Raw genomic sequence first — 1,105 nt, forward strand, 5'->3', positions numbered from 1 at the left:
GCGTGCTTCAGGATCGCAACGATCTGGGTTTCGGTGAAACGCGACTTCTTCATCAGAACCTCCTGGCTGTACGATGCCAGAAAGCTCTACTTTCAAGTTGTCGCCGCGGCGGGGAAGCTTACGTGACCACCTTCGGCCGATGCCATAGCCTCGCGAGCAAAGGCATTGACCATCGTCTGGGTATTCCAGTCGCAAAATTGCGAAAGCAGGAAATACTGATGGATCAGTTGTAGTTCTGGTGCCGACAGGGCCCGGATGCGCCATTCATGCCCATGGCGCTTACGTATAGTGAGATAGGCCGCAAGGGGCAGAATCGCCAGCCAGCGGGGCACTATCGATGCATGATTGACATTCAGGAGTCCTCTCAGATAACCGGAAAAAAGCTCAACCAGCGGTTCGGCTTCGTTTCGTAAAATGCTCTCGAATGTCTGAATGTCCGCTTTTTCCAGACGACTCTCGTCGATGCGGATAGTGTCCTTGGCCAGAAGGTGAAAGAACTGCAACACCGATGTCGACGAGAATTTGATGCCGCTTGCATTCTCGATCTTCTCGGAAAGAGCCCACAGCCGTTCTTCGTAGTCGGAGTACACGGCCTTGATTTTGCCGAGCACAAGCTCTAGCTGGGTCAGTGCCACACCGCCGGTATTCAACCGACGGAACACCTCGTTGACCTCTGCCGGTGTGTCTGCCCTCACTGAGAAGTAAGCGATCGACTTGTGATTGGTGTCGACGAAAATGTCCCACAGCGCTTTCAAGTTTCGACGAACCAGAAGCCTCCTTCGTTGATCGTTTCCCGCTGCGGGCAGAACGCGGTCTTCAAGAGCAATGTATTCGCTCTCGTTGCATCGTAGGCATGACAACTCAGTCATGCGGAGATAGCGCGGCTCACTCGCCGCGTCGGTGTCACGAAACAGGAAGCCGGTTTCGTCCGCCTCTGAAGCATCCTGATCGAAGAGCAAATCGAAGTGAAGAACTCGATCATTAAGGTAATTCCTAAGCAAACCGGACCAAATCTGAGAGGATTTGGTCATGAAGCGATGTCCCGGATGTGCAGGTTGTCGGCACTATCGCCTGGGGGATGGACGTCTGAAGTGCCGCGCCTGCG

1 protein-coding gene is annotated in these 1,105 nt (G+C 54.0%); it reads right to left on the reverse strand.

Annotated features, from left to right (window positions below; translation table 11 throughout):
- Window positions 1-92: 92 nt before the first annotated feature.
- Window positions 93-1,031, reverse strand: coding sequence for a hypothetical protein (locus ABSH63_RS15740; protein WP_352891064.1), 939 nt, complete (start codon window positions 1,029-1,031; stop codon window positions 93-95).
- Window positions 1,032-1,105: the final 74 nt, after the last annotated feature.

This window comes from Sinimarinibacterium thermocellulolyticum (assembly GCF_040327995.1).
Classification (GTDB): domain Bacteria; phylum Pseudomonadota; class Gammaproteobacteria; order Nevskiales; family Nevskiaceae; genus Solimonas; species Solimonas thermocellulolyticum.